General features: G+C 47.5%; 25 protein-coding genes. 16 read left to right on the top strand and 9 right to left on the bottom strand.

The genetic code is table 11. The features are described from left to right. Positions 1 to 155: 155 nt before the first annotated feature. Together ACJJI6_RS20340 and ACJJI6_RS20335 are read right to left on the bottom strand one after the other, a co-directional pair. Positions 156 to 470: a branched-chain amino acid transport AzlD family protein gene (locus ACJJI6_RS20340; RefSeq protein ID WP_445355675.1), complete on the bottom strand. Its 315-nt coding sequence runs from the start codon at positions 468 to 470 to the stop codon at positions 156 to 158. 150 nt (positions 471 to 620) lie between these two features. After that, positions 621 to 1,190 carry an AzlC family ABC transporter permease gene (locus ACJJI6_RS20335; protein ID WP_475711896.1) on the bottom strand — a complete coding sequence of 190 codons (570 nt, stop codon included), beginning with the start codon at positions 1,188 to 1,190 and terminating at the stop codon, positions 621 to 623. 598 nt (positions 1,191 to 1,788) lie between these two features. On the opposite strand from ACJJI6_RS20335, the gene ACJJI6_RS20330 reads away from it, so the two are divergent. Beyond that, positions 1,789 to 4,806 (top strand): DUF2339 domain-containing protein, encoded by a 3,018-nt coding sequence (locus ACJJI6_RS20330; protein ID WP_475711895.1) that lies wholly within the window; start codon positions 1,789 to 1,791, stop codon positions 4,804 to 4,806. Between the two features lie 74 nt (positions 4,807 to 4,880). Here ACJJI6_RS20330 and ACJJI6_RS20325 read toward each other — a convergent pair whose 3' ends face one another. Next, positions 4,881 to 5,747 (bottom strand): alpha/beta hydrolase, encoded by an 867-nt coding sequence (locus ACJJI6_RS20325; RefSeq protein WP_475711894.1) that lies wholly within the window; start codon positions 5,745 to 5,747, stop codon positions 4,881 to 4,883. Between the two features lie 396 nt (positions 5,748 to 6,143). Here ACJJI6_RS20325 and ACJJI6_RS20320 point away from each other — a divergent pair, with 396 nt between their 5' ends. The 12 genes from ACJJI6_RS20320 to mnhG all read left to right on the top strand — a co-directional run bounded on the left by ACJJI6_RS20320 (position 6,144) and on the right by mnhG (position 16,268). Beyond that, positions 6,144 to 6,881: an OmpW/AlkL family protein gene (locus ACJJI6_RS20320; protein ID WP_413663308.1), complete on the top strand. Its 738-nt coding sequence runs from the start codon at positions 6,144 to 6,146 to the stop codon at positions 6,879 to 6,881. Positions 6,882 to 7,051: 170 nt separating this feature from the next. Then, the gene (locus ACJJI6_RS20315; RefSeq protein ID WP_475711893.1) at positions 7,052 to 7,483 is read left to right on the top strand and encodes a DoxX family protein; all 432 of its coding nucleotides are present in this window, start codon (positions 7,052 to 7,054) and stop codon (positions 7,481 to 7,483) included. 47 nt (positions 7,484 to 7,530) lie between these two features. Continuing rightward, positions 7,531 to 8,502 carry a glutathione S-transferase family protein gene (locus ACJJI6_RS20310; protein ID WP_475711892.1) on the top strand — a complete coding sequence of 324 codons (972 nt, stop codon included), beginning with the start codon at positions 7,531 to 7,533 and terminating at the stop codon, positions 8,500 to 8,502. A 105-nt stretch (positions 8,503 to 8,607) separates the two neighbouring features. Next, positions 8,608 to 9,510 (top strand): LysR family transcriptional regulator, encoded by a 903-nt coding sequence (locus ACJJI6_RS20305; protein WP_475711891.1) that lies wholly within the window; start codon positions 8,608 to 8,610, stop codon positions 9,508 to 9,510. 102 nt (positions 9,511 to 9,612) lie between these two features. Continuing rightward, positions 9,613 to 10,305, top strand: coding sequence for a pirin family protein (locus ACJJI6_RS20300; RefSeq protein ID WP_475711890.1), 693 nt, complete (start codon positions 9,613 to 9,615; stop codon positions 10,303 to 10,305). Positions 10,306 to 10,524: 219 nt separating this feature from the next. Beyond that, positions 10,525 to 12,810, top strand: coding sequence for a hydrogen gas-evolving membrane-bound hydrogenase subunit E (gene mbhE / locus ACJJI6_RS20295; RefSeq protein WP_475711889.1), 2,286 nt, complete (start codon positions 10,525 to 10,527; stop codon positions 12,808 to 12,810). Continuing rightward, positions 12,807 to 13,226, top strand: coding sequence for a Na+/H+ antiporter subunit B (locus tag ACJJI6_RS20290; protein ID WP_413663314.1), 420 nt, complete (start codon positions 12,807 to 12,809; stop codon positions 13,224 to 13,226). Before mbhE ends, ACJJI6_RS20290 begins: the two co-directional genes overlap by 4 nt. A gap of 1 nt (position 13,227) precedes the next feature. Further along, on the top strand, positions 13,228 to 13,602 hold the full coding sequence (locus tag ACJJI6_RS20285; protein WP_413663315.1) for a Na+/H+ antiporter subunit C: 375 nt from the start codon (positions 13,228 to 13,230) through the stop codon (positions 13,600 to 13,602). Then, positions 13,599 to 15,104 carry a Na+/H+ antiporter subunit D gene (locus ACJJI6_RS20280; protein ID WP_445362509.1) on the top strand — a complete coding sequence of 502 codons (1,506 nt, stop codon included), beginning with the start codon at positions 13,599 to 13,601 and terminating at the stop codon, positions 15,102 to 15,104. Before ACJJI6_RS20285 ends, ACJJI6_RS20280 begins: the two co-directional genes overlap by 4 nt. 21 nt (positions 15,105 to 15,125) lie before the next feature. Next, positions 15,126 to 15,599, top strand: a complete 474-nt coding sequence (locus ACJJI6_RS20275) for a Na+/H+ antiporter subunit E (RefSeq protein WP_413663317.1) — start codon at positions 15,126 to 15,128, stop codon at positions 15,597 to 15,599. Continuing rightward, positions 15,599 to 15,934, top strand: a complete 336-nt coding sequence (locus tag ACJJI6_RS20270) for a cation:proton antiporter (RefSeq protein WP_413663318.1) — start codon at positions 15,599 to 15,601, stop codon at positions 15,932 to 15,934. The genes ACJJI6_RS20275 and ACJJI6_RS20270 overlap by 1 nt, the downstream gene beginning before the upstream one ends. Further along, positions 15,924 to 16,268, top strand: coding sequence for a monovalent cation/H(+) antiporter subunit G (gene mnhG / locus ACJJI6_RS20265; protein ID WP_413663319.1), 345 nt, complete (start codon positions 15,924 to 15,926; stop codon positions 16,266 to 16,268). The genes ACJJI6_RS20270 and mnhG overlap by 11 nt, the downstream gene beginning before the upstream one ends. A gap of 3 nt (positions 16,269 to 16,271) precedes the next feature. Here the strand turns inward: mnhG and ACJJI6_RS20260 are convergent, their stop codons facing one another. The 4 genes from ACJJI6_RS20260 to ACJJI6_RS20245 are packed head-to-tail and all read right to left on the bottom strand — an operon-like array spanning position 16,272 to position 19,033. Continuing rightward, positions 16,272 to 17,372, bottom strand: coding sequence for a 5-(carboxyamino)imidazole ribonucleotide synthase (locus tag ACJJI6_RS20260; protein WP_413663320.1), 1,101 nt, complete (start codon positions 17,370 to 17,372; stop codon positions 16,272 to 16,274). Between the two features lie 12 nt (positions 17,373 to 17,384). Beyond that, entirely contained in the window at positions 17,385 to 17,876 is a 492-nt protein-coding gene (gene purE / locus ACJJI6_RS20255; protein WP_282931253.1) for a 5-(carboxyamino)imidazole ribonucleotide mutase, read from the bottom strand. Between the two features lie 6 nt (positions 17,877 to 17,882). After that, positions 17,883 to 18,812: a sodium-dependent bicarbonate transport family permease gene (locus ACJJI6_RS20250; RefSeq protein WP_413663321.1), complete on the bottom strand. Its 930-nt coding sequence runs from the start codon at positions 18,810 to 18,812 to the stop codon at positions 17,883 to 17,885. 2 nt (positions 18,813 to 18,814) lie between these two features. Then, a complete protein-coding gene (locus ACJJI6_RS20245; protein ID WP_413663322.1) occupies positions 18,815 to 19,033 on the bottom strand; it encodes a hypothetical protein in 219 nt (72 codons plus the stop codon). Positions 19,034 to 19,146: 113 nt separating this feature from the next. Between ACJJI6_RS20245 and ACJJI6_RS20240 the strand changes: the two genes are divergently transcribed. The 3 genes from ACJJI6_RS20240 (at position 19,147) to ACJJI6_RS20230 (ending at position 23,677) form a co-directional block, all read left to right on the top strand. Then, positions 19,147 to 20,076 carry a LysR family transcriptional regulator gene (locus ACJJI6_RS20240; protein ID WP_413663323.1) on the top strand — a complete coding sequence of 310 codons (930 nt, stop codon included), beginning with the start codon at positions 19,147 to 19,149 and terminating at the stop codon, positions 20,074 to 20,076. Between the two features lie 293 nt (positions 20,077 to 20,369). Further along, positions 20,370 to 21,164, top strand: a complete 795-nt coding sequence (locus tag ACJJI6_RS20235; protein ID WP_413663324.1) for an OmpW/AlkL family protein — start codon at positions 20,370 to 20,372, stop codon at positions 21,162 to 21,164. 152 nt (positions 21,165 to 21,316) lie between these two features. Then, entirely contained in the window at positions 21,317 to 23,677 is a 2,361-nt protein-coding gene (locus tag ACJJI6_RS20230) for an autotransporter family protein (protein ID WP_475711888.1), read from the top strand. 80 nt (positions 23,678 to 23,757) lie between these two features. Here the strand turns inward: ACJJI6_RS20230 and ACJJI6_RS20225 are convergent, their stop codons facing one another. Then, positions 23,758 to 24,675 (bottom strand): glycosyltransferase family 2 protein, encoded by a 918-nt coding sequence (locus ACJJI6_RS20225; RefSeq protein WP_413663326.1) that lies wholly within the window; start codon positions 24,673 to 24,675, stop codon positions 23,758 to 23,760. Positions 24,676 to 24,886: 211 nt separating this feature from the next. Then, a complete protein-coding gene (locus tag ACJJI6_RS20220; protein ID WP_413663327.1) occupies positions 24,887 to 25,789 on the bottom strand; it encodes a bile acid:sodium symporter family protein in 903 nt (300 codons plus the stop codon). Positions 25,790 to 25,835 lie beyond the last annotated feature (46 nt).

The following is a 25,835-nucleotide window of genomic DNA, read 5'->3' as shown; positions in this document are numbered from 1 at the left end:
AAGAAGAGCAAGAAGAGCAAGAAGAGCAAGAAGAGCAAGAAGAGCAAATTAATTTAAACTGACACCTTAATTTACTATCAAAAATTGGCTTAACCTAACTTCAGCCTACTAAACTTGCTGCCGAGTAGCTTTCGCTCTAAACAGTTAAAGCTCTTTCAGCTAAAAAAGAACTTCATCACTGAAAATGCAAATATACTAAGAAGGACAACGGCAAGGATATTCTTAATCACGCAGCTAACTGAAATAGTAAAGAGACCTGCCACAAGGAAGGGGTTAGCCAGATCAGAATTGGAAAGCTCAACCTCTCCAAATACGATTGGAGCAGCCATTGAGGTCAATATACAGGGTGCAGTAAATCTTAAAAAACGTTGGGTATTATTGTTTAGCTCTATTGGAAGATTCTTTACAAAAAAAGCATAACGCATGTAAAAAGTAATGGTAGACATTGCTAAGATTGTATAAATACTCATACCTCTTCCTCCTCGACCTTATCTTCCAATAGATAACCTATGCACATACCCATCAATCCTGAAAAGAGTAATCCATTGGGTACTGCATAAATATGAAACATTACGGAACTTACTGCCGAAATCAAAACAGCTATAATAGTAGCCCTAGATTTAATATTTGGAACTACCATAGCAATAAAAGTTGCAGCAATTGCAAATTCCAATCCAAGCGCTTCTAAATTTGGAATACTCTTTCCTGCAACAACGCCTACAAAGGTGGATAAATTCCATATTAAGTAAAAGGGTAAATTCGGACATTAGCGCATATTCAAACGAAAAATATCCAAGCACTCTCTTTTTATTCTCTGCAACTGCAAACATTTCGTCCGTAAGAAGAAAGGCAAATACAATTCGCTTGTATATAGGCAGCTTTAAAACTTCATTTCTAAAAGTTGCTGAGTAGAGTAAATGGCGAGAACTTACAACTGCTGTACTACCAAGAATAGACGAAAGTCCACCGCCCACACCAATAATGGAAAGAGCCGATAACTGGGCTGCCCCGGCAAATACCAGTAAGGACATTAGCTGTGATTCTAGTGGACTCAAGCCCATTTTAATCCCTAAAGAGCCACAAAGAATCCCCCAGGGAATTACAGCTATTGCTAATGGCAAAGTATCAAGTATTGCTGCCATTACAAGTGAATGCGATCTTTCTGTGGGAATGGCTCTTTGAACATCCATAATAATTACTGACAACTTTTACTATTTGGGAATATCTACTGTTCTACCTGATACAAAATCACAAAGTTACTTGAGGGATACACAATCGAGCATATGAAATTGACAACAACAAATGATTAACAACATGCGATATTTAGATCTTTGAAACCTAGCTTCCATATTTTCCGTGAAATATTTAAAGATGTTTAATCTTTTTTCTGGTGGAACTTATATATTTTGAATTACAGGGGGTCAAATGATTTTTCCACATTGAAATATTAAGTGCAAAAAAGTAAAAATATAGAAAAAGTAGTTTTGGTAAGCGCTATACAGTGAAAGAACTATCTTATCGAGACCTATCAAGTTTCTTGGTTGAGTGACAACAAACGATCTCCCCTGCCCCAATCACCGTAAAACAGACAGAACAAAAACAGCAATCTTCACTGTACTAAATCTTCCTACGATTTTATTAGTTACCAACGAGGCAGTTGGCGAACACTTACCTGACAAACAGTGATACATTTATCAAAACTAATTGAATAGGTATCCATAACCCTATAAATACTTGTTCCCTCAGTCAGGCCCAGGTAGCCTCGGAAAAAAGCATTTAGAGCAAGTTATGGAAAGTGAACTGCAATCACTTCGCGCGGAACTAGCCCTGCTGGAGCGAGATAATCGCCGTCGCATTGAGATATTCGAACAACGGTTATCGACTCTAGAAGCACAGATACAGCAAGATACTGGGGATCAGTTGGCAAGTCAGCTCCCGACAGTGGATGAGCCTGAAGATGAGCTATCCCAATTGATGGGTACTCATCCCTCCAGATCCCCGTCGACAGGGCAAGCTACTCCCCTTCTTCCTGAAACTCCAACCCAGCCAGCAAGTACTATTACCAATGCTCCTAACAGAACCGAGAAGCCTGGTAGACACGCTAAATGGCTATCTGAGGAGCTACCGAGTCTATTGGAACCTGCTCTGGAACCCATTAGCCGAGTATGGGGCTCCCTGATGAGTTTCTACCGGCACTATCAAAGCCAAGGGAAGGCTCCTGTCTTCTTTATGACCGCTGCCGGCATCCTGGCGCTGGTGTTTGGTTTTGCTTACCTGTTGCAGTTTTCTTTCAATGCCTATTTGGGGCCTGTAGGTAAAGTGACTTTAGGCTTCCTGGTAGCAGCCGCGACTACTACTGGTGGAGTAATGTTCAGGCGGCGCATGCCCAACATGGCGGATTACGGCTCAGGACTGATCGCTCTCGGGGTCATACTGCTTTACTTATGTGGTTACTTTGCTGGGCCTTACTATCAGTTGGTTCCGATTCCCATCGGCGTGGGGCTGCTTGTAGTAACTACCGGAGTTGCTTATTTACTCGCCCTACTATTCGAGACCCGTGTTGTTTCCATGGTGACTCTGCTGGGTGGAGCCACGATGCCCTTGGTGGCCAATCATTTTGATCCATCCGCAGTTATTTATCTCAGCTACTTGTTGGTACTCGCGCTCGCAATGCTGCGTTTGTCCAAGTTGATTCAGTGGCCTCAGCTGGCGGTGGTCACTATGGCGCTCAGCGCAGGGATGTTCGAGTTTTCAGTCGCAAACTTGGGCGAGTCTAGCTCAAACTGGGGTCTGTTACTGATACTGCAAGGTTTCTTCTACGGGTTTGCCCATTACATACTGGGTGGGCTTAGTGGCAAGGAAATGGATAGGAGGCGCCTCGGTTTGCTGGCAGCAAACCTGGTGCTATTTATTCATATTAGCTGGTCTCTAGCACCCACTGCTAATGCACTAGGTGTGGTTTGGTTACTCAACCTAATACCCTGGGCCGCGCTCGCCATCTACTCACGCCACCTGTTCGGCTACGATATTAACAGTGCCTCAGCCCGCAGTATCCTCGCAATAGCTTTACTCCATGGGGGCTTGTTAACAGGCCTGGCAATTCTGGCACTCTGCAGCCCTGAATTTTTGGGCATTGTGTGGTGCCTGGAGGGCCTCCTGCTGATTTACCTTGGAATACATTTTGGTTTTGTCAGTGTGCGAAGTGAGGGCTATATCGCTCTAGCCCTCGCCGGCGTAACCTTATTCTTGCAAGCTCTCGTATGGGTGGCTGAAAGCTTGGTTCCTGCTCCACTACTATTCTCCTTAGAGGTGAGTGCAGGCTGGACTAACTGGCTAACCCTCAGTGCTGGGGCCTTTGCGATCACCCAGTTATTACGCCGTAGTGCTGGTAAAATCACTCCCGCAGAACAACGTTTCACTTATATCGCAGATAATGCTTTCGGACTGCTTTTATCTGCGAGCTTCCTGCTATCGGTGGGTATTATCTGGCCGCAAGGGATGTGGTTGCTGGCACCACTGCCAATGACTTTCCTGATCTGGCGTAGCCAGCGCATGAATTCAGCATTTAGCGAGTGGCTCGGTCTCTGGCATTACCTTCTGTTGTTTGTCCCACTGTTAGCCAGTGCATCGGTTGTAGGCAACCTTCATTTCTACGATCAAATCCCCTACGGAAAAATCGCCAGTATTGAAGCTTTCCTGGGACTTTGGTTGCTTGCGGAGCTTTATCACCAGCTGAATATACAATCACCAGGGCAGAAGCTGGCATTGGCACTGCGTAAACTCTTTTACGCTTTACTGCCCATTATTGCCTTACCTACCATACTGTATAAGGCCAGTGACTACTTCACTGTTGCTATGTGGTTCTCGTGTGGTATTGCCCTATTCCTCTACAAATGGCTGCGGATGGAACATCTAAAACAAGAAGTTCGCATTTTGATTTCTGCTGCAAGCCTTATCACTATCGGCGGTTGTCTCCTACAGGAGTTTGTCGGCTGGCAGGGCAAGGCGATGGAGGGGCTATTGCTGGGAGTAGCCAGCTTCATAGGGCTCATATGGTTTGGCCAGGGCTTAAAGCGATACCCCGCAGGTAGGGAGTGGCAGCATGCTATTCACTGGGCACTGAAGCCTGTATTCCCGATGGCCTTTTACTATTTTGCGGCAGTGCTGATAGCTGTCAGTTACACTTTAACTCATGACTTTATCCTGTCATTACTACTCACCCAGCTCTATTTTGGAAGCCTCTTTTTCAGCCAACCCAAGCTGGCACCAGTACGCAACCAGCTTACGCCCTTCTACATGCTGACACTGGGTATTTTTGAATTAATCACACTGATTCAAGTCGGAGCTGTCATTGTGAAATCGCACAATGCAGAGTGGATTGGAGCCTATAACCTGGTCTCTCTTGGCATCGCTGTCTTGCTGGTTTACCACAAAACCCTGCCTACAAGAGCCGTTTGGTCTGGTCATCGAATGGCAAATATGTGGCTGGTGCATGTTACCGCGATTTTTGTTTACGTAGCTCTATTAGCACAGCTATTTGATGCCATGTGGCTACCAGCAGTTTCCTTCGCTCTCGTTGTCCATGCAACCCTACTATTGTTCCAGACATTAAAGCCCGAAACCCAGAAGTTACTTAAGTTGTCACTAATTATCTACGGCATAGCTGCACTGAAGATTGTGCTCTGGGATATGCAGGACTTCTCACTAATACAGAAGATAGTCGTTTGTATGTTAGTGGGATTATGTATGCTGGGGGCGGCCTATCAATATCAAAAATTTTTGGCAGCCCAAAATAGTAAATCCTAAACGTAGCTCTCTTTCACACAAATAAAAATGGGCCTTTCAGGCCCATTTTTATAAGATGAAAACTTTATCAGTATTCAAGCTATTTTATTTAGAGTACCTTTGACTACTATTTTTTTACTCTTCTGCTGCTGAAGGAAGTTACTTACAAGCTCTATCACTTCAGCATCCCAAACTATTTTCCGATGCCCAACGCCGCTAATTTTGATCATCTCCGCTGCGGGCCAGGTTTTATGAATTCTCTCTCCATGAAAAATCGGCACTTCATCGTCTTCAGTATCGTAAATCATCAGAAGCGGGGTCTCTTCCGGTGTATACATTTTACACTGCAACAACTCTTGCCAAGAATACCCTATTTGACTGGCAATCTTGTCTTGGCATAACTCTGCTGTTCCAGGGCTCACCTTCAGCATTTTTTTCATAATTTCTATAATGGGCAGGGGAGCACTCGGTGAGCCAAGTATTGCGTAGCACTGGGCTTTAAGCCCAAACTCCCGCGCACGCATTGTCATCATTCCGCCCATCGAGTGACCGACGATGGCAAATATTTCCGAAAACTGGCTGGCTAGAGAGCAGATATCTTTCGCCATAATATCAAAATTACAAACCTTGCCCTCAGAGTGGCCATGAGCGGTAGCATCGATGGCTACCGCTTGGAAACCCTGATCGGCAATTGCCATTGCCAAGGTTGCCATTTTTGCGGCTTTGGCCTCCCAGCCGTGGCATAGAATCACCACAGGGCCCTCACCCCAGGACCAGGCTGTGTTTTCTGTACCTAAAGCACCCCGGTAGGTAATCTTCTTGGCTTGAGCCAGCTGCGATCTCTCACGTTCGGAGTCAGCATAGCGTCTGGGTCGTGAAGACAGATACATTGCAATATTTGCCGATAACTTTGGGGATAGTCGCCCTGTGAGCTGCATTGCTCCCTGTATTATCTTAAGCATGTTATTAAATCTCTAGCCTGGTGTCTTATATGATCATTGATAGTGAGTTTTACTGCACATCAAGCAAAATACACTGATCAGGAATCGCTAAATACATATCAACGTAAAAACACAAAATAATACAGGGCAATTTCACTCAATAAATTAACCGATTCTACAATTATCCTCGCAATAGGAAACCAAACCCTTTTCTGGGCAATCTTTCTCAGAAAATAGGAATTTATTCCCAGCAGAAGCTTACAAAGTTATACCAATAAATTACTGCGCCTCAGCTCTTGCTATCTATAAACCCAGACCTCAAAGACATCTACACTAATAATCTAGCGATAGATTACAGTATTCCTGTTGCTATCAACCCTCCTACATATTTTCAGTCGTACTTCTGGAAAGTTGGGCATGAAAAGAATCAATCTGACATTAGTTTTTTGCACGGTACTATTGCTTACCGGTCAGTCGGTTGCGGACTATAAAAAGGGAGATTTTATCGTTCGCGTTGGCGCTGCTGCGGTCGATCCAAACGACGACTCTGGCAGACTCCGCCTAAATGGCACCCCCTTGGACTACACCCGGGTCTACGTGGATACAGGCTACTCCGCTAGCATCACTGGTACCTGGTTATTTGCAGACCATTGGGGACTGGAATTACTGGCAGCTGTACCTTTCCGGCACGATCTTGATGTGCGCGGTTTACCGGACCCGGATACCGGTGATCCACTGGGTCGGGTATCCCTGGGTGACATCAAGCACCTTCCCCCAACCCTCAGCGTACAATGGTATCCGGTATGCACCGAGTCCTGGGTGCAGCCCTATATTGGTGTAGGAATTAACTACACCCATTTCTTCGATGAAGATATCAGCCGTACGGCACAAAACTACTTCGATACGGCCCTGGGTGCAGACTCAAGAGCATCCCTGAGCCTGAGCAATTCCTGGGGCTTGGCAGGGGAAGTGGGCATAGATATTGCCTTTGGACGAGAGAGCAACTGGCTGTTTAATGCGGCTATCTGGTACTTAAGTATCGATACCAAGGCAAAAATTCGCTTCCGCACAGAAGATAACGACTACGACCGCATCAATGTGAATGTAGATATTGACCCCTGGGTCTACTCAATAGGTATCGGCTATCACTTTTGAGCGGCCTTTTGTCCACTTCTCAATGAACCCGGCCAATCCGATGTTCGATTTATTCGAATGATATGGTCGAATTTAACCAATTTTCATTCTGCTCGTCCTCTATAAACTGCCCTTTATCCACAGAAGCTACTCCGCAGTGGCGCTCAATTTACAGTTTAAGGACCGACACAATGAATACTTCCACTTTATCCACAGCATCAAATGCCCCCAGTGGTTCCTTGTTTCCAGCCGTCGCAGACCTTTCCGGACGTATTGGCTTGGCAGCAATCTTTTTACTGGCAGGCGTTAACAAGATCCAAAACTATGAGGGTAGCGCTCAATACCTGGCCTACGGTGGTCTACCCGAGTTTCTGCTCCCATTGGTAATACTATTTGAGATAGCCGGTGCCTTAGCTCTGATTGCAGGTTTTCAAACTCGATTAACTGCTCTGGCATTCGCCGGATTTAGCTTACTCACTGCGCTCCTGTTCCATAACAACCTGGAAGATCAAATGCAGTTTCTAATGTTCTTTAAGAACCTGGCTATAGCCGGTGGTTTTCTGGTGATAGCAGCCCATGGCGCTGGTCGTTTCAGCTTGGACAATAGAAAGAAAATACATTGATTCCATCTGAAGCCAGTCACAAAACAACCGCTATTTAGGAGTATGACATGGGATTGTTAATTAATGGCCAGTGGCACGACCAGTGGTATGACACCAAGAATTCAGGTGGCGCATTTAAGCGAGAGGCTGCACAGTTACGCAACTGGATTACTGTCGATGGCAGCGCAGGGCCCAGTGGCATAGGTGGCTTTAAAGCTGAGTCTGGGCGTTACCATCTATATGTATCCCTGGCCTGCCCCTGGGCTCATCGCACCTTGATTTTCCGTAAATTGAAAAAGCTGGAAGAACATATCAGTACTTCCGTTGTAAGCCCGGATATGCTTGAGCAGGGATGGAGCTTCAATACCGATGAGGGTAGTAGCGGTGATGCACTATTTGCTTATGACTTTATGCATCAGGTTTACACTCGCAATAAATCCGACTACTCCGGCCGCGTTACGGTCCCAGTACTTTGGGACAAACTGCAAAACTGTATTGTCAGCAATGAGTCATCCGAAATAATTCGCATGTTTAATAGTGCGTTTAATGAAATGACTGGTGATACACAAGACTTTTATCCCAAAGGCAAACAGAGAGATATCGAAGCCATCAATCAATTGGTCTATGAAAATATCAATAACGGGGTTTATCGCTGTGGTTTCGCGACGACTCAATCCGCTTATGAAGAGGCCTACCTAGACTTATTTGATGCCCTGGATAAGGTAGAAGCAATATTAGGTAAGCAGCGGTATCTGGTAGGCGATAAGATCACTGAGGCAGATTGGCGACTATTCACAACTTTAATTCGCTTTGATTCCGTTTATCACGGCCATTTCAAGTGTAACCGGCAGCGTCTGGAAGACTTCCCCAACGTGCGCAATTATGTCCGGGAGCTATACCAATGGCCCCAGGTCTCAGAGACAGTGAATTTCCACCATATTAAACGCCACTACTATTTTAGCCATAAATCCATCAACCCCAGCCAGGTGGTACCGGTGGGTCCGATGATCGATTACAACAGCCCCCACAATCGGGTATAAATGCCCTTGCCCCTCGCTTGGGGCAAGTATTTGGGGTTCTAGGCCGTACAGCTTTACCCTTGATATTTATCCACAACTACCGGTATAAGAATCAGGGGTTACATAATGCAAAAAACCACCTTAGAACAATGGCGCATGTTTAAAGCGGTAGTGGATGCCGGTGGTTTTAATCAGGCTTCTGCGCGAGTCCACAAAAGCCAATCCAGTATTCACAATGCGGTTAGTAACCTGGAAGCTGCTCTCGGAGTCAAGCTTTTTGAGGTATCTGGCCGCAAAGTGATACTCACGGAAGTTGGCAACCTAATGTTGCGCCGTGGCCAATACCTGCTGGATGAAGTCTCCCGTATCGAGGATATTGCCAAAACCCTTGGTGAAGGCGTGGAATCAGAACTGCGTATCGCTGTAGATGGCGCCTTCCCCCAAAGTGTGGTTTTTCAGGCACTGGAGAAAGTTTCGGCGAGATATCCCCAGGTGAATATCGATATTGTCGATACCGTATTGTCCGGTACCAATGAGTTGATCCAAGAAGGGCTTGTGGATTTAGGCCTTTCTGTCTTTCGTATGAAAAATGCTCTCAACGATGAAATTTGCCGTATAGAATTTGTCGCTGTCGCTCATAGAGATCATCCACTGCATCAATTAAATTGCGAACTGACTTACGAGAATCTGAAATTATATCGACAGATTATTGTGCGGGACTCAGCTATGCAGACAAACAGGGATTCAGGCTGGCTGGGAGCCGAACAGCGCTGGAAGGTAGGTAGTTTACGGGCTTCCTTGGATCTTATTGAACAGGGCCTCGGATTCGCCTGGCTACCCATACCCCTAATTTCTAAGTTACTCAATGCGGGGACACTTAAAAAGCTTAAGTTAAAAAACGGCAGCCTGCGCTCCACAAGTTTTTTCTTGAACTTTAAAGACCAGGATAAATTAGGCCCTGCCGCTAGAGAGTTTATTGGTGAGCTAAGATTACTGACCTTAGATATGCCAACCTCTGAAGAATCTTAAACATTCTATTAATACGAATAACCGATTCATTATTATCCAATATCTCCTATAACCACAGCAGCCTACCATAGCCAAATTATTTCTACCGATAAGGAACCGGCTATGTACTACTTCAGACCATCAGGGGAACGGGGGCAAGCCCGCTTTGGTTGGCTACACAGCAAACACAGTTTTTCATTTGGGCACTATTATGACCCGCATCATCTGGGGTTTTCCGCGCTGCGAGTTATTAACGATGATACCGTAAAGCCTGGGGCAGGATTTGACACTCATGGTCATCAGAATATGGAAATTATTTCCTACATTCTGGAGGGTGCTATCGAACATTTAGATAGCGAGGGAAACCACTTTGTCGTTCCCGCCGGTGAGATTCAAAGAATGAGTGCAGGTAAAGGTATTACCCATTCAGAGTATAACCACTCAAAGACTAAAAATCTTAAATTCCTACAAATCTGGATTCAACCTAACCGGAAAAATATTCAACCCAGCTATGAACAAAAGACAATTACTCAAGCTGGGGCGCTAACTCCATTGGCAACTCCCAATGGACGCGATAACTCACTAATTATTCACCAGAATGCCAGCTTATTTCGCCTCCAACTACGCACCGGTGAGAGTTTAAGGTTGGATACCCTTAAGCGCCCAGGATATCTTCATATCATCGCTGGTAATGCCGAACTCAATGGCAGCCATCTGCTCGTGGCGGGAGATGGCTTGGGAGTTTATCGGGAAAAAATAGTATTAACCGCTTCAGCAAATGATCTTATCGCACTATGGTTCGACTTGCCTCGATAATAGGCGATCTATCAACAGACTAATTCTGTGTAGACTGTAAACCTGCTCTAAGATACCGCTTCTCGTAACAGGCATTAAACTCTATCTAACCGGCATGTTCATATTCACAAGCACAAGACTACTCACCCTAAAAGCGACAATCTCTGGTTTACACCTAAACTATTAACTTGGCAGTGAATCACTGCTGTATATAGGCATCGAGTCACCAGGGATAAAATAATGGGATCAGCAGGCGACATGGAAAGTCGCAATGGCGATAAAAAAACGCCGGGAAGATGGATCTCCCTGCTTTCTCCGATTCCTCCGGCCATTATCGCTTTGTCATTACTTTTTCATCTGCCCGACATTTCCGCTGGTAGAGAGTTTTCTTTTGGCATTAGCTGGGTTCCAGAGCTGGGCGTATCCCTACGCTTCTATATCGATGGCCTCAGCTTCTTATTTGCCTTATTAATCAGCGGTATTGGATTTTTTATCACCATTTACGCAGCTGAGTATTTACGTGGCAATCCACTATTGCGACGTTTCTTCCTTTATCTCTATCTATTTATGATCGGAATGCTGGGGTTGGTATTGGCATCCGATCTCATTACTTTATTTGTGTTTTGGGAAGTGACGACGGTCGCAAGTTACCTCCTGATTGGCTTTAACCACTCCAGTGCTGTTGCACGACGCTCAGCATTGCAAGCCTTACTGGTAACTGCCTTAGGGGGACTTTGCTTACTAACCGCTTTCCTATTAATGGGAGAGATTGTCGATAGCTATGATCTTGAAGAATTGTTAATTAAAGGTGAACAGATTAAATCCAGTTCACTGTATCTTCCTATCTTGATACTGGTACTTATCGGAGCATTCTCAAAGTCGGCACAGCTGCCCTTCCATTTTTGGTTGCCCAATGCCATGGCGGCGCCAACACCGGTGAGCGCATATCTACATTCCGCCACTATGGTCAAAGCCGGTATTTACCTTCTTGCGCGCCTACATCCGGTACTGGCTCACACTGAATACTGGGAGTGGATTTTAACCTGCACCGGTATTGCCACTGCCGCAGTGGCGGCATTGGCCGCCCTGCGTCAAACAGACCTGAAACTGGCCCTCGCTTATACCACCGTGATCGCTCTGGGCACTATCACCATGTTTCTGGGTTCTGATGCTTCAGCTGCCGTCGCCGCTGCAATTACTTTCTTGCTGGTTCACTCTTTTTATAAAGCCGCACTGTTTATGGTGGTGGGCATTATCGATCGGCAGACAGGTACTCGGGATTTAACCAGGCTTCATGGCCTGGCGAAGTTATTGCCCTTTGCTTTTATAGCTGCACTGGCTTCAGCCCTATCCATGGCAGGATTCCCGCCGTTCTTGGGGTTTATTGGTAAAGAACTGAAATATGAAGGTGCACTGGCGGTCGCTTCAGAGCCCGCACTGGTGGGCACAGCAGCAATTTTTGCCAATGCAGTAACGGTGACAGTAGCCGGCATGGTGGCCATCAAACCCTTCTTTGGCCCTCCCCCCAAAGATGCCAGTCGTATTCGCTGGGCACCTCCTGGTTTGTGGATAAGCCCACTAGTTTTAAGCGCCTTCGGCCTCACATTTGGTTTGGCCCCGGACTTAGTCGGTGGCGGACTGGTAGAACCGGCACTGACAGCGATACTTGGCCTTCCGGAAACCATCGACCTGAAACTCTGGCACGGTATTAACATTCCGCTCCTGATGAGCATTCTTACTTTTGTGCTCGGAGTGATTATGTATGTCAATCTTAAACGTATGCGTGCCTGGCTAAACTGGGACTTTACCCATGCGCCAACTAGCGCCGATCTACTGTGGGATAAATCCTTAGAACTATTAAAAACTTTTGCCGCACTGCAAACACGCATATTGCAAAATGGAATTATGCGTCGTTATCTCACAGTCATCTTTGTTACGCTCTCGATGGCCCTTTTTTATGCCTTTGTTCATACCGGCCACTTCTCACTGGAATACACTGCGCCACGACTTAATTTAAAAGAGTGGGCAGCCATACTGCTGACGGTAGGAGGTACGTTTACTGCGGGTTTTGCGCGTAAACCTCTCACCGCCATTTGCGCTCTCGGCGCTCTTGGTGTGGGTATCGCTCTAATTTATCTCTTCTTTGGTGCACCGGATGTGGCCATTACACAGATTCTGGTGGAAACACTCTACTTGGTATTAATTGCTGCGATTCTTCCACGTCTGCCCGTATTTACTCCCGGTAAGAAGGAAGGCTTTCGTCCCAGGGATGCACTGCTCGGTGCCACAGTTGGCCTTTTATTTACCATTAGCATTCTGGTGGTTCTGCAAACCCCATTCGAGAGCCCAGTGAGTGAATTTTACAAGGAAGCTGCTGTACCCGAGGCTCATGGGCGCAATATCGTCAATGTCATTCTGGTGGACTTCCGGGCCCTGGATACTTTCGGGGAGATTATTGTGGTGTTTACCGCAGCTGTCGCTGCGGTGACCTTACTCGGTCATCATTTAAGACGGGGCAAGCAGTGAATTCTATTATCCTACAGACAGCGACCCGTGTGTTGGTAGCGCTGATCTTGGTCTTCTCCATTTATATGCTGTTACGTGGACACAATTATCCCGGAGGCGGATTTATTGCTGGATTAATCGCCGCTTCTGCTTTTGCTCTGTTTGCCATGGCTTGGGGGATGGAGGCGGCACAAAGTGCTCTGCGCATACCTCCAGGAACTCTCGCCGCCTGGGGAGTTGTCATCGCCGGATTATCTGGGTTGATGGCTCTATTTTGGGGAGACGGCCCCTTTTCCGGGCAGTGGTTTGCCATTGTAGGTAGCAAAGAAAATGGCGGAATCATTATCAGCAATCTTTTATTTTTTGATATTGGGGTCTATCTGACAGTACTCGGAGCCGTTCTCACACTAATTTTTGCCTTGGAAGAGGCCAGCTGATATGGAAGCTCCCCTCGCCGTTGTCGTCGGCATCCTGATTGCTACCGGAGTCTACCTTATGCTAGCCCGCCACCTGTTGCACTATCTGTTCGGCTTGGTACTGATTAGCAATGCCGCCAACTTGGCAATTTTCATCGCGGGGCGGTTGACACGCGCCTCACCACCGCTGGTACCCAAGGATCAGGAAGCCCCGCAAATTATTGTTGCCAATCCCCTACCCCAAGCCCTGATCCTAACCGCAATCGTAATTGGCTTCGGCCTGCTGGCCTTTGCCCTAGCCCTGATCGCCCAGGCTTACCGTGAGCTGGGTACATTAGATGTGGATAGCATGCGTATTGCCGAGCCTGTCAAACCCAAGAGGAAGAAGACCACTTGAGTTGGTTATTGGCCCTGCCATTCCTAATCCCTATCGCCACGGCGTTAATCACATTTCCCGCTCGAGGCCGTAGATACCTTTGCTCTGCCATTTCGATATTGGGATGCCTCACTGCCCTTTGCATTAACCTTTATATTCTTGTCCTGGTAGAAAGCCAGGGCCCTCAGGCTGGGCAAATGGGAGACTGGCAGGCTCCCTTCGGAATCACATTGGTCGCCGATCGGCTCAGTGCGGTAATGCTGTTGATCAGTGCCATCGTGGGTTTGTGTGTCTCTCTATTTGCCATTTCAGATATCAGTGAGAAACGGGTGAAACTTGGCTTTCACAGTTTCTTTCAACTGTTATTGGCCGGTGTTAGCGGTAGCTTTATCACCGGCGACCTATTTAATTTGTATGTGTGGTTTGAGGTGATGCTGATTGCCTCTTTCGCACTGCTGGTACTGGGGGGTGAAAAAATACAGCTGGACGGTGGCATCAAGTATGTAGCATTAAACCTTGTATCCACGCTGTTGATGCTGACCTCTATCGGGTTGCTTTATGGTCTCACCGGCACCCTTAATATGGCGCAGCTGCATATTTCTCTGGCCGAGGTACAAAATCCCGTCGCGATTTCAACATTGGCAGTTATTTTTATCTGCGCTTTTGGAATTAAGGCGGCAATATTTCCACTCTTTTTCTGGTTGCCCGCTTCATACCATGTTCCACCGGTCGCTGTAACCGCTGTCTTTGCCGGTCTTCTGACCAAAGTCGGCGTCTATGCGCTAATTCGCACCTTTACTTTAATATTTCCCAATGATTTGGATTTCACCCGGGATATTTTATTGGGAGCTGCATTACTCACCATGCTGACGGGTGTTTTGGGCGCAGCAGCACAGTACGAATTCCGCAAGATACTCGCATTCCATATCATCAGCCAGATTGGATTCCTGGTATTGGGATTAGCACTGAACAGCCCTTTAGCATTGGCCGGATCTGTGTTCTACATGGTCCACAATATTGTGGCAAAGACAAATTTATTCCTGATTAGCGGTACTGCCCAGCGCCTTACTGGTAGTTATGAGCTCAATGAAATTGGTGGTTTATATCGCGCCAGCCCACTTCTCTCTACTTTCTTTTTTATCGCCGCATTTAGCTTAGCGGGGTTCCCACCATTATCTGGGTTCTGGGCAAAATTGCTATTAGTCAAAGCAAGCCTCGATCAAGCCGCCTATATCGTCGCTGCCGTCGCACTGATTACCGGGGCGCTTACCCTATTTTCAATGAGTAAAATATGGGCAGAGGCATTCTGGAAGCCACACCCCCAGGAGCACTGCAAGAATTTATATAGCCTCAGCGGCGCAGAGCGCTTCCAGCGGCTGTTGCCAGTCGCGTTATTGGCATTAATCACTTTGGCTTTGGGATTGGTTCCCGAGCCTTTTATCGAATACTCCCTGGGGGCTGCCGGAGAGTTATTGGAGCCTGATGATTACCTGAACGCCGTGTTACCAGGTACCACTCATTAACTTTGGGATGGATAAATAGAAATGCGTATTTTTCTATTAAATTTATTGCTCGCGATCAGTTGGTCGGCCCTGACCGGCAATGCTTCCATGGCAAATTTTTTCTTTGGTTTTCTGATCGGATTTCTGGCACTGCGAGTCTCACCTATATTACCCGGGGCACAGACTTACTTTACCCGCTTGCCCCGTTTGGCTCATTTATTCTTTTTCTTTATCGAGGAGCTTGTTTTATCCAGCCTGCGTGCCGCCTACGAAGTCTTTTCGCCCCGCTTGCAAAGCCGGCCCCTGGTAGTACGACTACCCATGGAGAGGCTCGATAGAAACCAGATTTTTATTCTCACTAATTTAATTTCGCTGACACCGGGCACTATGGTATTGGATGTCACACCCAACAATGATGCCTTAATCGTACATACTATGTTTGTCAGTGATCCAGAAACCTTTCGCGAGGAGATTAGGGAGGGATTTGAGAAACGGGTTAAGGAGGCTGTTTCCTGATGTTTCTCACAATTATCGATATTCATTCGCCACTGGTCACAGTAGCAATCAATATTGCTTCCTTTCTATTGTTACTCGCCCTGGTGATGTGCTTCCTGCGTATCGCTTTGGGCCCCACCTTAGCAGACAGGGTTGTCGCCCTGGATGTTCTCAATATTTTGGCGGTAGCCTACTGTGCACTACTGGCAATCGCCTCGGGACAACCCGTGTATCTGGACGCTGCCATCGCCCTGGCCCTGGTCGCATTTTTAGTGAGTGTGGCCTTTGCCCGTTTTATTGAAAAAAGCGGCTCGCGCACAGTCACCCACAGCCATAGGGATCATGATGACATTTGATGAAATTTTTATCGCTTTGATAATTCTGGTGGGCAGTTTTTTTGGGTTCAGCGCCGCTTTGGGCTTGCTGCGAATGCCGGACTTTTACACTCGAATGAGTACATCGGGAAAAGGGGCTACGGTGTGTTGCGGATTATTGCTGGCGGGCGTAGCAATTCTTTTTAGCGACGCTCAGGTAACAGCCAGGGCCATAGCCGCTATTTTATTCTTATTACTTACAGTGCCAATTGGTGTCCATATGATTGCCCGGGCGGCTTATCGAGCCGGCACTCCCATGTGGCGGGGTACCGGCTACAAACTCAAGTTCAAGAACCCGATGCGCAATATTCAGTAAGCACTAAATCTTTTCGCCGTAAAGTTCTTCAATCATACTTTCGCTGCGCTGACGCAGGTGCTCCATATCCGGGTCCTGTAAAATGACATGACCCATTTTGCGCCCAGGGCGAAGTGCTTTGCCGTACAGCCAAACACCATCGTTATCTTGCTTCGGAGCTACATCAACCCCCAACATATTGACCATCGCAACTGGCACCGGGCAGGCAGTATCGCCCAGGGGCATATCCAGTATCGCGCGGATATGATTGGCAAATTGGCTAGCCTCAGGGCCGACAAAGGTCCAGTGACCGCTGTTGTGAACTCGCGGTGCCACTTCGTTGACAATCAGGCCGCCCTCACTGACAAAACACTCAACGGCCAATACACCCACATAGTCCCAGTCCTTCAGCAGGGTCGCCAGGTAACCCTCTGCGGCCTTGAGCAGCTCCGGGTTGTCGTAGGGAGCGGTGGACAGCAGTAAGGTGCCGTTGCGGTGGCGGTTTTCCGTCAGCGGATAAGCTTTGATTTCACCGGATGCCGAACGAGCACCGATAATGGAGACTTCACAGGCGAAATTCACCCCAGCCTCAACCACACACTCCTGATCTCCAGCTTGGGGAATGGCAGCATCCAAGTCTGCAGCACTCTTCACACACCATTGGTTCTTGCCGTCGTAGCCATTTTCACAGCTCTTAATAAACGCCGGATATCCCAGTTGGTCGACCGCTTCCCGCAGCTCTTTTTCACCCTGTGCTGCTGCGAAAGGTGCAACAGGCAGGCCAGCGTCTGTGAGTGCTCGCTTCTCACGCAAGCGGTGCTGGGCCTTCTCTGTAATATGCGGGTCCGGATATACCGGACAGAAGGGCTGAAATGAGCGCAGCAAGTCCACACTCACTTGCTCCCTCTCACTGGTGATCACTTCCGGGCGTCCCAATGCCTGATACAAGGCTTCAGGGTCCTGTCCCGGTTCCATCTCCACGATAGTCCCCAGTCCCTTCACACAGTCGGTGTTTTCACCGGTCTCAGCCAGGAAACTGAACTCCACTCCGAGGGGCTGCCCCTCTTGAGCCATCATCTGTGCCAACTGCCCACAGCCAATAATGGCAACTCGTCTCTTACTCACAACGATCTCCTATCACTCAACCGTGATCGGGACTTGCTCGGTCTGGCGCTCACGCCAGGCGATCAGGCGCTTCTGCAATTCCGCATCAGCCAAAGACAACATCTGCGCAGCCATTAAACCTGCATTGTAGGCACCGGAAGCACCGACCGCCTGGGTTGCTACCGCCACACCGCGAGGCATCTGCACAATGGATAATAAGCTGTCCATACCCGTCATAAAGCGGCTCTCAACCGGCACTGCGATCACAGGCAGGGGAGTCAAAGCAGCGATCATACCCGGCAGGTGGGCGGAGCCGCCGGCGCCGGCAATAATCACTTCGGTACCGGATTCGTGGGCACGGCTGGCAAATTCAACCATGCGCTGGGGAGTTCTGTGGGCCGAAACCACAGCAGTAGCAAAGGGAACTTCGAGCTCTTCCAGAGGCTTAGTCGCGTTGCTCATGGTGGCCCAATCCGAGCGGGAACCCATTACGATAGTGACTTTTTCAAAGGGAATCGGCTTCACTTGCGATTAACTCCAATATTGAACGAGCGCCAGATAGACGGGAATCGCCACCAGCACATTGAAAGGAAAGGTAACTGCCAGGGACAAAGTGATGGACACACTAGCATTGGCCTGCGGCAGGGCAACGGACATAGCCGCAGGCACAGCGATATAAGAGGCACTGCTACCGAGCACCGCGAGCAGAAAGATACCACCAGGCGACAAACCCAACAAACTCCCCAAGATACCGCCAGCGGCACCGCCAATCAGCGGCATAAAAATGCCGAAGCTGAGCAGGAAAGCACCCTGCCCTCTAACATCGGCCAACCGCGCCGCAGCGACACGCCCCATTTCCAGCAGAAAGAGCGCCAATATGCCATGAAACAGGGTCCCAAACAAAGGCATTACTGAAGCGGTGCGCTCTCCAGCCCAGGCTCCGATAACGATTCCCCCCAGGAGCAACAGTACTCCCTGGTTGCAGGTGACCTCGTGAAACACCCGGCGCTTGCTCGAATTGCCCATCGATTGCCGCGCCAACAACATGCCGACAATGATTGCCGGGACTTCAAGAAGCGCTACAAACAGAGGGAAATACGCTTCGTATTCAATATTCTGTGACTGTAGCAGGGCTACAGCCACCGCGTAGGTGGCAACACTGACAGACCCATAGTGCGCCGCCGTTGCCGCCGCATCCACACGTGACCACTTGCCAATCCAGCGCAAGATAGGGAAAGCCACCAGGGGTAACAGGGCACCAAAAGCCACCACCGCCAGGGACTGGGGAACCAGGGTGGCAGCGGAATACGCACTTAAAGCAGCACCACCTTTCAGGCCGATGGCGATTAGCAGGAAGATAACGCAGCTCTGGTAAAGACCTTTGGGTAAACGCAGGTCACTGCGAACCAGCTGGGCAAAGGCGCCCAGCAGAAAGAAACCAACAACAATATCCAACTGCATCTCTATCGCTGTCCCCGGCGCTGTCTGGAGCGATTATTAGAGATACGTATGCGTTTCGGGGTTTGCTGCGCCATCAGCCAGTAAGCAGCATTGGCCAGAACCACTACTAGGCCTACAGCCATCAAGGGAACCCCGTTTATACCGGCAAGATTTACTGACAAGCCTGCGCATAAAACTAACAAGCCGACAACCACGCCAAAGAAGAGTTGTGATCTCTGCATTGATAATGCCCCCACTGGTTATTGAAATTGACGCATTATCGGAATTGCTATTGATAGATAAAAATAGATATTTATTATGTAAACTATAAACCAAAACCTATATAGGTGATTTTGTGCCCCTAACTCGTGCCCATGCCCGCATTGGAACCGTTCGACAACTGGAGATCCTGCTCTGCGTCTATGAGTTGGGCAATATCAGCGCCGCAGCCAGAAAACTGCACCTAACCCAGCCGAGCGTATCGATGCAACTGGCCAAACTCTCCGATGCGGTGGGTTTACCTCTGTATTACTCGGTGGGCAGGCAACTGCAATTTACGGAGGCCGGGCAAACCCTGGTAGAAAGTGCCCGGGAAATCCTGAAGAGTTACGAGTATCTGGACCTGAAACTGGCCCAATTGCGAGGGTTGGATACCGGCAGCCTACAACTGGCAGTAGTGACCACCGCCAAATACTTTATCCCCCACCTGATCGGGGAGTTTTATCAGCAGCATCCGCGACTGGATATCCACTTCAGGGTGGGCAACCGCCAACAGATCATTGATTACACTGGTGAGGATGAAGATGACTTCTACGTTTTCAGCCACCCTCCAAAGAGCCAGGACCTGGAGCTGGTGGAGTTTCTACCCAACCGATTACTGGCTATAGCGCCTGAGAACCACCCACTGGCCTCCCGCAAGAAAATCTCCCTGCAAGAATTTGCAGGATGTCAGTTCCTACATCGGGAAGAGGGCTCCGGTACACGCCATGCCATTGAACAGTTCCTGCGCAAACGTAATGTAGACCTCAAGCTCCGTATGACCATTGAGAGCAATGAAGCCATTAAGCACGCGGTTATGTCCGGTCTGGGGGTCTCTATATTGTCGGAGCATACCCTGGCATTTGGCGGGCGTGCAGGCTTGTCAATTCTCGATGTCGAAGAGCTTCCTATTGTCACCCACTGGTATTTAGCTCGACGCAAATCACGCCCACTATCACCAGCAGCACAGAAGTTCCTGGAGTACGCCCGCAATCTGGAAAAAGTGCCCCTGGGTAATCTCCCATAGCCCAGCCTTATCATTGGAAAAGAGGGAAAGAATACACTGTACCCAAGACACGCAGTGGAAATTTCCCTGTAAACCCGAATAGACACTTATACCCCCAAAGGCACCAAGCGCATTATTCTTTCTCTTCTTATAAATTCCCTTCTCCCTGTAAACCTGGCTAGATAATTTAGGCCTCAAATTTTGAAAAATTCCCTACGGTCTTTTTCAGTCCTGCTACTTTTTGGGGTACTTGGCCCATGTACTGCCAATAATTATCAACCACAGCCACCTATGGCAGATAAGCTGTTTTGCCTGTGTCCGGATTTTCAGAGATGGATATCGAGATGACCTCAAAAGGAATTAATAAAGGAATTATTACTCTACTTTTCACTCTCTCAGCACTATCGACCCATGCCCAGGATGATTGGCGTGATATCGAATGGGGTGAATTTATTGTTCGTTTTGGCCTGACTTATGTCCAGCCAAACGATGAGGGCACCGCGCTTAAATACAGAGTTTTACAGCAATGGGATTTATACAACAGCAGTTGGCAAATCGACTCGACCCATGCATGGCAAATATCGGGAGTGTGGCGGCCCAGCGATCGCTGGGGCATAGAATTAATGCATATTAATGGCGCCAGCTATGGTACAAAACTGGATAATTTCACCGGCAACCCTGGGCGAAACCAAATCCAGCTCGGCGACTTTAGCACTACAACGACAATGGTTTTCGGCAACTGGTACTTCTTAGATCCATCCTATCGCGCTCGCCCTTATATCGGTGCAGGAATCAATTACACCAATTTCCACACCGTTGAAATCAGCCGCCAGTTTAACGAATACCTGATAGATTCAGAGCTCTCGGTCGCACCGGGATCATTTAATATGGGGCACTCGTGGGATTGGGGGCTGCAAGCCGGCCTGGATTATATCTTTGATTTCCGCGACTGGAGATATCCTCTACTACTTAACGCATCCGCGATTTATTACCTGGCAGACACCGATGCCACTATCGACTTCCCTACTGAATTGGGCAGGGATCGCCTCTATGCCCATTTTGACTACAACCCCTGGATCATAAATTTCGGGGTAGGCGTTAAATTCTAGTTACCGGAGCAATTTCATACAGTTGGGCGACAGTGAATACTCTTAAAATTTGAAGTTAAGTCACACTCGAGCTGCGTTGTCCCCAACTATAACTTCGCCGCTAAAAACTTAATCGGTATTACAACTATCTGGCACAATATAAAGGAATAACTGTGTCTCCCCAAAAAACTGGTTTCCAGCTTTCTCCTGTAGGATTCGTAAAAATATTCCTACTCATTATGACGGTTTCTGCACTGCTTATTTTTAGCCGCCACTCTCTAGCACAATGTACCCCCGGCAATAGTGGTACCACTGCCGCAGATGAAATCACCTGTGACGAAGACAATGACCCCGATGGTGCGGACATAGAAACTTATGCCGGCAACGATACCATCATTCTTAACGGTGGAACGGCGGAAAATGTACTTGCGGGAGAGGGAGATGACGAAATTACTATCACGGGAGGGATTGTTACCTTATTTGCCGACGGTGGCGCTGGCAACGATACGATAACTCTCGATGAGCGATCCAGTGATGTAGGGAATTATCTCGGGGGAGGAGGCATTCATGGAGGCGATGGAGATGACACCCTGATTCTACTCGATGGGCTGTCCTTTCACGTCTGGGGAGGAGAAGGAAACGATACCATCACCTTGGATGGAGGGTTCATTTTTAACTACCTGGATGGCGGAAACGGCGATGACTATATCTATTGGGATGAGGGCATCAGTAACGAAATTCGAGGCGGCTCCGGATCAGACACCCTACTGATAGATTCACACTCTTTCGATGGAGACGTCATACTGGATGGTGGTGATGATCTCAGTGCAAATGATGGTGAAGTCGACAATTTAATATTTAAATTGGATTACTCTGTTGATGGGACTCTTCTAAACAATTGGGAAAGAGTCGTTATCTGGGGTAGCTCCAAAATGACATTCACTGGGAGTTTAGCTGTCGGAGGAGGTATCGATTCGGAAGGAAATTCCCTCGGCCTGGATATTCGCTGGGGTGGACAGGCATTTTTTGATAGCGACAGTTATGTAATTTCAGGAGATGTATCCAATAGTGGAACCATTGATCTATCCAACAATAGGTTCAACACCCTCACCATAGCCAAAGACGATAATGGAAACTATGGGCAGTACCGCTCTGACAATGGGCGCCTATGGGTAGACGCCATCCTTGAAGATGATTTCTCACAGAGCGATCAACTAATTGTAGAAGGAGACAGCTCTGGCACTACCACTATCTCTGTCTTTAACCGCTCAGGTAAAGGAAAGAGGACAAAAGGCAATGGCATTAAGGTGGTTTCCGTTAAAGGCGAATCAAATGCACAATTCACCCTGGCAGGGGACTTTGTCAGTAAAGATGATCAGCAGGCAGTGATAGGTGGAGCCTATGCTTACACATTGCACCAGAACGGCGCAGGAGGAAGTGATGATGGCAGCTGGTATTTGCGTTCAACTGTGGATAACTCTTCAGTATTTCCTGAAGGCGGAATGATCCGCTGGCAACCTACTGCAGTACTCTACGAAGCCCTCCCGCAAATTCTCAGAACACTCAATATTCCCTCTTCACTGCGCAGCCGCCTGGGCAATCGCTATTGGGTAGGTACAAGCTATTTGGACTTGGCCAGTAGCGAGTATAGCGATGCCCAAGAGCAGGCAATTGATAATCGTGGACTTTGGATCAGGAACTCTGCCCGGCATATTACCCTTGACCCCAATGAGTCCAGTACCCGTGCAAACTGGAAACAGACTTACTATCAAGTACAAGTGGGCTTTGATTTACCAATACAAGTCTCCGTATTTGGAAGCCAACTTATTGGCAGCGCCGCTTTGCACTACGGCGATTCAAATAACGATGTGAGTTCATTTTTTGGTGATGGCTCAATCGATGCGAGTAACTACGGCGTCAGCGCATTTGTCACCTGGTATGGATTGGATGGCATTTTTATTGATAGTCAACTTAAGCTAAATTGGTTTGACTTTGAAATGGATGCCAAATCACTGCGCGAACTCAATAATAGCGATGAAGCATTTGGTTACGCCTTGTCTATCGAGGGCGGCAAGAGTTTTAAACTGCATGATTACTATTCCTGGACACCCCATGCGCAATTGATTTACACCTCGGAGGAAGCCAATAACTTGCAGGATATCTATGCAGTACAAGCTACAGATATCAATAACAATGGCTTCCTCTTACGCTTGGGAACCATCTTTGAAAAGCGCAAGAGCCAACGTAAGAGTAGTCGCAATATGTATGGCTCAATTCCCTTGGAAAGGTTCTCTCTGTTCGCAACTCCAAGCCTTATTTACAATATCGACCAGAGGACTAATTTACTCGTATCGGAAACCCGACTTAGTCAAAAACCTGATACCTGGTACGGTGAATTGCGCTTGGGCGCGAGCTACGATGAGTGCGGTGATCACTGTTCTATCTATTCAGAAATTTATTACAGCAGCAGTTTGGAAAACCTGGGGAATAGTTTTTCCGGAGGCTTGGAATTAGGGTTTCGTTATAAGTGGTAGCAATTTGAGATTAAACTGAAAGCAAAATATCAACCTTAGAGTGCGACAGCTACATTAACTCTAGATTAAGCAGCGCCTATTCACTCTAACAGTAACTGAGATAAATTATATTCAGAGAATACTCTGCGTATTTTCTTATCGTTACCACACTTTCCCTTTAAATTCTGTTTCTTCAAGCCGCTAGCCTGACACCCAGGGATTGTTAAAAACCTATCCCTCCAGAAACGAACATCTGGCACTCTTGCGCAACGGACTCCTTGCCTCATGCTCATGGCTTTAAGCCAGATATCATCCGCATTAGGACATAACTCCAAAAACTTATCTTTATTCAGAACATCGGGATGTAAAGAGCCGGGATAATATAAAACACCCCCAACTCCAGTAGGAAAAACGCGATAAGAAGGTTTGATATTCATACTGCACTTCCAAGTTTCCCGCGTTGTCCTCCATTTATTGTAAGGTAATACATTACCTTTTTTATCAACACCTATCCTGTGAGCTCGATGACAGAAAATATGTGACGGAAACTTTAAATATGACTGATACAGCATATCGATGGCATCCATCGGGTAGAGGATATCGTCATCCACCGTGACTATCAGGCTATCAGGAAATTTTTGAAGCGCGTAATAATACTTTGTGTAAGGTCCTAGATCTTCATCAACAAATTCAATTCTCAACCCACGATCCACCTGCCTCATTAAAATGTTGGGCAACATATAATCTGGAAATTCTTTGGTCGATAGCCAAAGTACAATTAAATCCGCCTTTAGCGACTGCTGAAATAAACTCTCGATACATAAATGGATATCATGGATTCGCTTTCCATAACTAGTCAGAGAAACAACAATACTGTGTTTAGCCGCATTACCTACCCCAGAATCATTACCACTGAGGGTCGACTGCTCCAATATTCTCTTCCAGACCAGAGCATCTAATTTTAGGTTGTTGTTGATTGTATTTTTCTTGCTGCGCTTCGCCGTAAAACCCTTGAACATATTGACTTTACAATCTGGGGTTGAGACAACTCAATGCCTGGTTTTAGACATATACCTAAAAAGGACATTCAGTAATCCGTGGCCGCACATTAGAATTATTGAAATTCATAGTGCAGTAACAGAAATTGGTATAGGCGAGCTCACTTTTCCAAGATCGACCACACCCTCAATAGTAAAGGTATGGTCTAGTTTTCGGTAAATGCAACATTTACTACCCTACTTCACCTGCTCCTTCCGTCTCTGAGGCCAGTTTTTTCGTTGCACCACGGCGACCATATAACGCCAAAAGAACGCCAGATGGGAACATCAATACACCGTAAACTGCTGAGGGCACGGACATCTCACTCGAGTGTAAGAGCGTGAGGGTTACCATCATTCCGATGGTACTGTTCTTAATACCGAGTTCCGTTGCAACCGCAACCCCTTCCCGCTTTGGCAGGCCAACAACCCGGCTGATAAGAAGCCCCAATAGCACACCACAGAGATTCAATAGAATGACCGAGGGTCCAGCTTGAACCATCAAGTCTGCAAGGCGATCGCGAATTCCCCAGATAAGGCCTGCTACCAGTGCAAGCAATACAACCCCGCCAAAAATACTGACTATTCCCTCTGCGCGGCGAGCCAGGTGCGGTCTCCAAGCACGAAATAGCATCCCTATCACAACAGGCAAGAGGACAATACTGGATAACATCACCACTGTACTGGCGAATGGCAGAGTTACAGTCTGGTCAGCTCCGAAATAAGTTCGAAGCGCATAATTTGCGAAAAGCGGTAAACTGGCAATAGTAATCAGGCTGGCAGAAACTGTTAATACAATAGAAAGCGCCACATTGCCGCGAGCCATCAAGGTAAACAGGTTCGATGTTGTGCCTCCCGGACAGGCGGCAATAATGACTAGGCCAACAGCAATGGCCGGTGGTAGATTTAAGCCCCAGCAGAGGCCAATTGCTATAGCTGGCATCAGGAGAATTTGGGTAAAAGTTCCGATAATAAGGCCAATAGGCTTTACCGTTACCTGATGGAAATCCCTGGCAGTTAGGGTCATCCCTATTCCCACCATGATGATAAACAGCGAGATAGGCAAGCCGATCGAAATAAGGGGACCTGATTCCATGATTTTCTCCAGTATCAGTCACTGTAAGAAAAATACCCGAGCAAAA

The sequence above is a fragment of the Microbulbifer maximicatervae (SeqCode) genome (assembly GCF_056232625.1).
Note: the sequence above shows the minus strand (reverse complement) of the source record. Positions and strands in the feature narration are given on the sequence as shown.

Excerpts from the sequence above, each read along its gene's own strand:
- ACJJI6_RS20340 (WP_445355675.1), bottom strand. The coding sequence starts at position 470 with ATGAGTATTTATACAATCTTAGCAATGTCTACCATTACTTTTTACATG.
- ACJJI6_RS20335 (WP_475711896.1), bottom strand. The coding sequence starts at position 1,190 with ATGGATGTTCAAAGAGCCATTCCCACAGAAAGATCGCATTCACTTGTA.
- ACJJI6_RS20330 (WP_475711895.1), top strand. The coding sequence starts at position 1,789 with ATGGAAAGTGAACTGCAATCACTTCGCGCGGAACTAGCCCTGCTGGAG.
- ACJJI6_RS20325 (WP_475711894.1), bottom strand. The coding sequence starts at position 5,747 with ATGCTTAAGATAATACAGGGAGCAATGCAGCTCACAGGGCGACTATCC.
- ACJJI6_RS20320 (WP_413663308.1), top strand. The coding sequence starts at position 6,144 with ATGAAAAGAATCAATCTGACATTAGTTTTTTGCACGGTACTATTGCTT.
- ACJJI6_RS20315 (WP_475711893.1), top strand. The coding sequence starts at position 7,052 with ATGAATACTTCCACTTTATCCACAGCATCAAATGCCCCCAGTGGTTCC.
- ACJJI6_RS20310 (WP_475711892.1), top strand. The coding sequence starts at position 7,531 with ATGGGATTGTTAATTAATGGCCAGTGGCACGACCAGTGGTATGACACC.
- ACJJI6_RS20305 (WP_475711891.1), top strand. The coding sequence starts at position 8,608 with ATGCAAAAAACCACCTTAGAACAATGGCGCATGTTTAAAGCGGTAGTG.
- ACJJI6_RS20300 (WP_475711890.1), top strand. The coding sequence starts at position 9,613 with ATGTACTACTTCAGACCATCAGGGGAACGGGGGCAAGCCCGCTTTGGT.
- mbhE (WP_475711889.1), top strand. The coding sequence starts at position 10,525 with ATGGGATCAGCAGGCGACATGGAAAGTCGCAATGGCGATAAAAAAACG.
- ACJJI6_RS20285 (WP_413663315.1), top strand. The coding sequence starts at position 13,228 with ATGGAAGCTCCCCTCGCCGTTGTCGTCGGCATCCTGATTGCTACCGGA.
- ACJJI6_RS20275 (WP_413663317.1), top strand. The coding sequence starts at position 15,126 with ATGCGTATTTTTCTATTAAATTTATTGCTCGCGATCAGTTGGTCGGCC.
- ACJJI6_RS20270 (WP_413663318.1), top strand. The coding sequence starts at position 15,599 with ATGTTTCTCACAATTATCGATATTCATTCGCCACTGGTCACAGTAGCA.
- mnhG (WP_413663319.1), top strand. The coding sequence starts at position 15,924 with ATGACATTTGATGAAATTTTTATCGCTTTGATAATTCTGGTGGGCAGT.
- ACJJI6_RS20250 (WP_413663321.1), bottom strand. The coding sequence starts at position 18,812 with ATGCAGTTGGATATTGTTGTTGGTTTCTTTCTGCTGGGCGCCTTTGCC.
- ACJJI6_RS20245 (WP_413663322.1), bottom strand. The coding sequence starts at position 19,033 with ATGCAGAGATCACAACTCTTCTTTGGCGTGGTTGTCGGCTTGTTAGTT.
- ACJJI6_RS20225 (WP_413663326.1), bottom strand. The coding sequence starts at position 24,675 with ATGTTCAAGGGTTTTACGGCGAAGCGCAGCAAGAAAAATACAATCAAC.
- ACJJI6_RS20220 (WP_413663327.1), bottom strand. The coding sequence starts at position 25,789 with ATGGAATCAGGTCCCCTTATTTCGATCGGCTTGCCTATCTCGCTGTTT.